Source organism: Actibacterium sp. (assembly GCF_041584535.1).
Classification (GTDB): Bacteria; Pseudomonadota; Alphaproteobacteria; order Rhodobacterales; family Rhodobacteraceae; genus Actibacterium_D.
This window is the reverse complement of the sequence record NZ_JBFHDW010000155.1, coordinates 1-6412: the sequence shown is the minus strand read 5'-3', so window position 1 is coordinate 6412 and position 6412 is coordinate 1. Positions and strand designations below refer to the sequence as shown.

Genomic DNA, 6412 nt, shown 5'->3' with positions numbered 1-6412 from the left:
TTGCCGAACTGGGCGGCGGCAGCCTGACATTCTCAGATGCCGACGTGACCCTTGTCGCGCTGGACAGCACCGAACAATCGCTGTTCGACCGGGTGACCGGCGCGCTGGACCATGACCTGCCCGAGGTGTTCTCGCTGCACGCGGTGCTGCCCGAACCGGTCAAGGTCGACGGAACCGGCGATGACAGCAAAGGCCCGCCGGAATTCGTCGCCACCAAAAGCCCCGAAGGGCTGGTGCAACTGCGTGGCCGGATGACCGATGACCTGACCCGCACCGCCACCGAAAGCTATGCGTTCTCGCGCTTTGGCTATTCGAACGTGACCGTCGGCATGCGCCTTGACCCGGAATTGCCGGGCGGCTGGCCGCTAAGGGTGCTGACCGGTCTGGAAGGTCTGGCCGCGCTGTCTTATGGCAGCCTCGTGGTGCAACCGGACTTTGTCGAACTGCGCGGCAAGACCGGCGACACCGAGGCCAACGCCCGCATCGCGCAACTGTTCGGCGAGAAACTGGGCGACGCCCAGCATTTCAAGATCGAGGTCGAGTATCTGGAATCGCTCGACCCGGCCACCTTGCTGCCTGAACCGCCCGATCCGGCGGAATGCGTCAGCCAGATCAACGATATCCTTGCCGAGCACCAGATCACGTTTGAGCCCAGCTCGGTCACCATCGATGGCCCGTCGCGCGACGTGGTCGCCAAAATCGCCGAGGTGCTGAAAGGCTGTAGCGACGTGCCGATGGAAATCGGCGGCCATACCGACAGCCAGGGCCGCGAGGAAATGAACAAGGCCCTCAGCCAGCAACGGGCCGAGGCGGTGCTGAACGCGCTACTGGGCCGCCGGGTGCTGACCACCCACCTGACCGCCAAGGGCTATGGCGAAAGCGAACCGATCGCCGAGAACGACACCGAAGAAGGCCGTGAGGCCAACCGCCGCATCGAATTCAAACTGATCGACCCGGCCGCGCCCGACGACCTGGACGCCCCTGCCGGGGACGAGCCAACCGCGCCCGCCACCGACGAGACCCCCAGCGAAACAACCACGGACGACAGCAGCAATGAACCGAACTGAGTTTATCATCGCCACCGCCATCATCCTGTTCGTGGCCTTCCTGCTGGGATGGTTCGCGTCCTGGGTCATTCACCGCGTCACCCGCGTGACCCAATCGGAAATGGGCGAACTCGACCAGATGGCGCAACAATTGCACGACGCCGAAGAGACCCGCGATCAGGCGATCACCTATCTGCAACAGCGTGAAGCCGAACTGACCAACCAGCTGAACCAGACCGAGGCCGAATTGCGCGCCGCGATGGAAGGCCTGCGCGAAGCCCGGCACGAGGCTGAGGAACTGCGCGCCTATCTGGAACGCAATAGCCAGTAACAAATGATGGATTGGGGCTCTGCCCCAAACCCCGGAGTATTTCGACCAAGAAAAAACGGCGGCTTTTTCTTGGTCGAAATACTCAAAATCGCAACCTCAGGACTTGGTGCTCCAGCGCGCAAGCGCGGCTTCGTCGCTGTCTTTGCTGGCAACCCAATCTTCCCCCGCAGCGGTGATTTCCTTTTTCCAGAACGGCGCGCGGGATTTCAGGTAATCCATCAGGAATTCTGCCGCCTCGAACGCGTCGGCGCGGTGGGGCGAGGCGGTGGCGACCATCATGATCATGTCGCCGGGCTTCAGGCTGCCGTGGCGGTGGATGATAAGACAGTCCTTCAGGCTCCAACGCTGGCGGGCCTCATCCTCGATCTGGTGCAGGGCGCGTTCGGTCATGCCGGGGTAATGTTCGATCTGCATTTCCGCCAGATCGCCCGAGGGCAGGTTACGCACGATGCCGGTAAAGGTGACGATGGCGCCGGCGTCGTTGTTGTTCAGGGCAAAGCCATTGGCCTCGGCGCCGAAATCGAACGGGTCGGACTGGATGCGCACTGTCACCGGCTTAGCCCCCGGTCATTGGCGGGAAGAACGCCACTTCGCGGGCTTGCGCCAGCGGCGCGTCAAAATCGGTCAGGTCCTGATCGACCGCAACGCGCAGCGCCGACAGGTCGGCGAAGGCGGCGGCATAGCGGTCTTCGCGGGCTTTCAATTCCTCGACCAGTTCGGCCACGGTCGCGGCCTGCGTGTCGATCCGCTCTTTCGGCAGGCCGATGCGTTCGCGCACCCAAGCGAAATAGAGAACGTCAATCATCTTCACCCCCATCGCGCAGGTAGGGCAGCGATTTCACGAAGTAATCCCAGCCGGTCACGAAGGTCAGGATCGCCGCCAGCCAGATCAGCGCAATACCGACGGTCCAGCTTTGGCCCATTGCCATCCAGTGAAAGCGCAGGCCGAGCGTATCCTGAACCGAGCCATCCAGCACCCCGGCGATCATCGCGCGGTCCATGCCCATGCTGCGCATGCCGAATTCATGTTCGAATATCCCGTTTGCCAGCAAAACCGCGATCGCCAGCATCTGCACCGTGGTTTTCCACTTGGCCAGCTTGGTGACCTGCAACAGCCCGGCCTTATCGCCCAGAAACTCGCGCAGGCCCGAGACAAAGACTTCGCGGAACAGGATCAGCGTCGTCGGCAGGGTGATCAGGAACGGCATCCCGGTCACGGCCACAACCACCATCAGCGCGATCACCACCATCGCCTTATCAGCGATCGGGTCCAGCATCGCGCCAAAGCGGCTGGTCTGGTTCCATTTGCGAGCAAGATAGCCGTCGAACCAATCAGTGACCGCCGCGCCGACAAACAGGATCAGCGCCGCCCAATCGGCAAAGGGCCGGGGCAGAAACAGAAAGGCCAGCGCGACGCCGGGGGCTGAAATCAGCCGCAGGACCGTCAGGATATTCGGAATGTTCCATGTCATGTCGATAGACTTACAACCTCACCCGCGTTCATGGAAGAAGCCATAGATGGTTTCGGCAAGGCTGTCCGAAATCCCTTCGACGGCTTTCAGGTCCGAGAGGCCAGCGCGGCTGACCGCCTTGGCGCTGCCGAAATGGGTCAGCAGGGCGCGTTTGCGGGTCGCGCCGACGCCGGGGATGTCATCCAACGGCGTGGCACCGACGGCCTTGGCGCGTTTCTGGCGATGGGCGCCGATGGCATAGCGGTGGGCCTCGTCCCGCAGGCGCTGGATGAAATACAGCACCGGATCGTTGCGGCGCAGGGCAAAGGGGCGGCGGCCGGGGCGGTGGAATTCCTCTTTGCCGGCGTCGCGGTCGATGCCCTTGGCGACGCCGATCATCGGAATATCGGTCACGCCCAGTTCCGCCATGATCCCGGCCACGGCGCTGACCTGACCGGCGCCGCCGTCGATCAGCAACAGATCCGGCCATGCGTCGGTTTCGCGGTCTGGGTCCTCTTTCAACAAGCGTTGGAACCGGCGGGTCAGCATTTCGCGCATCATGCCGAAATCGTCGCCGGGGGTCAGGGCATCGTCGCGGATATTGAACTTGCGGTATTGGCTTTTAAGGAAACCCTCGGGCCCGGCGACGATCATCGCCCCGACCGCATGCGCGCCCTGAATATGCGAGTTGTCATAGACCTCGACCCGCTGCGGCGGGGTGTCCAGATCAAAGGCCTCGGCCAGCCCGCGCAGCAGCTTGGCCTGCGCCACGGTTTCCGACAGGCGGCGGCCCAGACTTTCGCGAGCATTGCGAGCGGCATTGGCGACCAGCTCGGCCTTTTCGCCGCGCATCGGCACGGCAAGCTCGACCTTGCGGCCGATCTTGTCGCTAAGCGCCTGTGTCATCAGATCGGCGTCTTCGATGGGGTGCGACAGCAGGATCAGGTTCGGCGGCGGCTTGGTGTCGTAGAACTGACCGAGGAAGGCTTGTAGCACCTCGGCCTCTTCGATCCCGGCGCCGACACGGGGGTAAAAATCCTGATTGCCCCAATTCTGATGCGCCCGGATAAAGAACACCTGAACGCAGGCCTGCCCGCCCTCAAGATGCACGGCGATGACATCGGCCTCGTTCACGCCGCGCGGGTTGATCCCTTGCGAGGATTGCACCTGCGTCAGCGCCCGAATCCGGTCACGCAGCGCGGCGGCGCGCTCGAACTCCAATGCGTCCGAGGCTTGCTCCATCTGTTTCGCCAGCTCGGCTTGCATTTCGGTGCTGCGGCCTTGCAGGAAGCGTTCGGCGTCGGCGACCAGCGCGGCGTAATCCTGTTCGGAAATCTTGCCGACGCAGGGCGCCGAGCAGCGCTTGATCTGATACAGCAGGCACGGACGGGTGCGACTTTCAAAGGTCGCGTCCGGGCAATTGCGCAGCAGGAACACGCGCTGCAGCTGGTTCAGGGTCCGGTTCACCGCGCCCGCACCGGCGAAGGGGCCATAATAGCCGCCCTTTTCCTTGCGCGCGCCGCGATGCTTTTTGATCTGCGGAAAGGCATGCGCCTTTGACACCAGAATATGCGGAAAGGATTTGTCGTCGCGCAACAGCACGTTATAGCGCGGCTTCAGTTGCTTGATCAGGTTCTGCTCAAGCAACAGCGCCTCGGTCTCGGTGCGGGTGGTCAGAAACATCATCGACGCGGTTTCGCGGATCATCCGGTCGATCCGGGGCGAATGCCCGCCCGGACTGGCGTAATTCGCCACGCGTTTTTTCAGAGAACGGGCTTTGCCGACATACAAAACCCGGCTTTCCGCATCCAGCATCCGATAGACGCCGGGCGAGTTATCAAGACTGGGCAGATAGGACTGCACACAGGCAAATCCAGTCGGCCGATCAGGTGGGTTTTGCGCGGTGAGGTCGGTCATATGATTCCCTGTCCTAGCTGCAAAAATAGCAGAGCCTGAGCAAGGGGAAACCTGTCCACGCATTCTGTGGATAACTCTGGGGGGAAGTATTCAGGCAGCCGGATTTTTCCTTGTTTTCAGGGGGGTTCATCGCTTTGCTCAAAAAATAGGCGCGTTTATAACCTGTTGTTTTTAAATGATATAAAAATTGTCGCAGGACAAAGGCTTGAAAACATTCACTAAATCGTAACGCTTTTGTAACGGATCTCGCGCGTGTGGACGTTTACGCTCGGCAAAAACGTGAACGTTGTTTTATTCAATCCCAAATATATCTTTTGTCTGCCACGTCAGGTGCTGTCCGCCATCGGTGCAAACGATCTGTCCGGTCACGGAACGGGCCATCAAAAGATACTCCAGCGCCGCGGTGACATCGTCCTCATCCGCACCCCGTTGCAGGATGGTCGAGGCCCGTTGGCTGTCGAAATGCTCTTGCGTTTGGCGGGCACCGATCAGGGTCGGGCCGGGGCCGATTGCATTCACCCGGATCGCCGGCCCCAAGGCCTGAGCCGAGGTGCGCGTCAGCGCCCAAAGGCCCATCTTGGCCAAAGTATAGGTCATGAATTCCGGTGTCAGCTTGTTCACGCGCTGGTCGATCATGTTGACGATCAGGCCCACCGCGACCTGTTCGCCCTTGTCATCCTGCCCCGCGTTCAGACCCTGCGCCGCGAAGGCTTGCGTCAGGATGAACGGCGCCCGCAGGTTCGACTGCATATGCCGGTCCCAGCTTTCGCGCGTCGCCGTGGCAAGGTTGTCGTATTCGAAAATCGAGGCGTTGTTGATCAGCACCGTCAGCGGCCCGCCCAAAGCCTGAACCGCGCGCGGGAACAGGGTTTCGGTCTCGGCATCGTTCAGCAGGTCGGCACCCAAGGCCACGGCCTTGCGCCCCATCGCTGTGATCTGATCGACCACCGCCAAGGCATCCTCGGCCGAGCTGTTGTAATGAACAGCGACGTCAAACCCACGGCTGGCCAGATGCAGGGCCATCGCCCGACCCAGCCGTTTTCCCGCCCCCGTGACCAGTGCTTTGCCCGCTTTCATGACCGCCCCTTTGCCTAGATCAGAACCGACAGCGCATATCCTGCATAAAGCATGGTCAGGCCAATGCCCCAGCCTTTTGTGATATTCCAGCCGCGAAAGACAAAGGGCAGCAGCAACAGCGACGACCCCAACATCACCCACAGGTCATAGCTAAGCATCTGCGGCGGCACTTCCATGTCACCGACAAAGCTGGCGATGCCGATGATGGCCAACAGGTTGAACATGTTCGAGCCGATCACGTTACCCAACGCCACATCCGCCTGACGCCGCAGCGCCGCCATTACCGTGGTCGCCAGTTCCGGCAACGAGGTGCCGACCGCGACCAAGGTCAGACCGATCACGGTTTCGCTGACGCCGAAATCGCGGGCAATATTGACCGCGCTATCAACCAACAGATCCGCGCCCAAGGGCAGGCCGATCAGACCCAGCCCCATGAACATCACGATTTTCCAGATCGGCATCGACAGGTCGGCGCCTTCGATCTCGCTCGGGTCGATATCGCCATCGTCGTCTGCAGGCACGTCAACCGGCACGCCCGCCAGACAGGCCCGCGCCTCGCGGCGGTGGTCGCGGGCGGCGACCATGGCGTC

General features: G+C 61.7%; 8 protein-coding genes. 2 read left to right on the top strand and 6 right to left on the bottom strand.

The genetic code is table 11. The features are described 5' to 3' along the window. Both ABYW26_RS08890 and ABYW26_RS08885 read left to right on the top strand, forming a co-directional pair. Window positions 1-1067, top strand: a 1067-nt coding sequence (locus tag ABYW26_RS08890; protein ID WP_372604431.1) for an OmpA family protein, incomplete at its 5' end; no start/stop codon positions are given. Further along, entirely contained in the window at window positions 1054-1377 is a 324-nt protein-coding gene (locus ABYW26_RS08885) for a hypothetical protein (RefSeq protein WP_372604430.1), read from the top strand. The genes ABYW26_RS08890 and ABYW26_RS08885, both read left to right, overlap by 14 nt. A 96-nt stretch (window positions 1378-1473) precedes the next feature. Here ABYW26_RS08885 and ABYW26_RS08880 read toward each other — a convergent pair whose 3' ends face one another. The 6 genes from ABYW26_RS08880 to ABYW26_RS08855 form a co-directional block, all read right to left on the bottom strand. Beyond that, on the bottom strand, window positions 1474-1929 hold the full coding sequence (locus tag ABYW26_RS08880; RefSeq protein WP_372604429.1) for a molybdenum cofactor biosynthesis protein MoaE: 456 nt from the start codon (window positions 1927-1929) through the stop codon (window positions 1474-1476). A 4-nt stretch (window positions 1930-1933) separates the two neighbouring features. Beyond that, the gene (gene moaD / locus ABYW26_RS08875; protein WP_372604427.1) at window positions 1934-2182 is read right to left on the bottom strand and encodes a molybdopterin converting factor subunit 1; all 249 of its coding nucleotides are present in this window, start codon (window positions 2180-2182) and stop codon (window positions 1934-1936) included. After that, window positions 2175-2849 carry a CDP-diacylglycerol--glycerol-3-phosphate 3-phosphatidyltransferase gene (gene pgsA, locus ABYW26_RS08870; RefSeq protein ID WP_372604426.1) on the bottom strand — a complete coding sequence of 225 codons (675 nt, stop codon included), beginning with the start codon at window positions 2847-2849 and terminating at the stop codon, window positions 2175-2177. Before pgsA ends, moaD begins: the two co-directional genes overlap by 8 nt. Window positions 2850-2867: 18 nt before the next feature. Then, window positions 2868-4745, bottom strand: coding sequence for an excinuclease ABC subunit UvrC (uvrC, locus tag ABYW26_RS08865; RefSeq protein ID WP_372604425.1), 1878 nt, complete (start codon window positions 4743-4745; stop codon window positions 2868-2870). A 291-nt stretch (window positions 4746-5036) separates the two neighbouring features. Further along, entirely contained in the window at window positions 5037-5822 is a 786-nt protein-coding gene (locus ABYW26_RS08860) for an SDR family oxidoreductase (RefSeq protein WP_372604424.1), read from the bottom strand. A 14-nt stretch (window positions 5823-5836) separates the two neighbouring features. Beyond that, a partial coding sequence (locus tag ABYW26_RS08855; RefSeq protein ID WP_372604423.1) for a sodium:calcium antiporter occupies window positions 5837-6412 on the bottom strand: 576 nt, incomplete at its 5' end.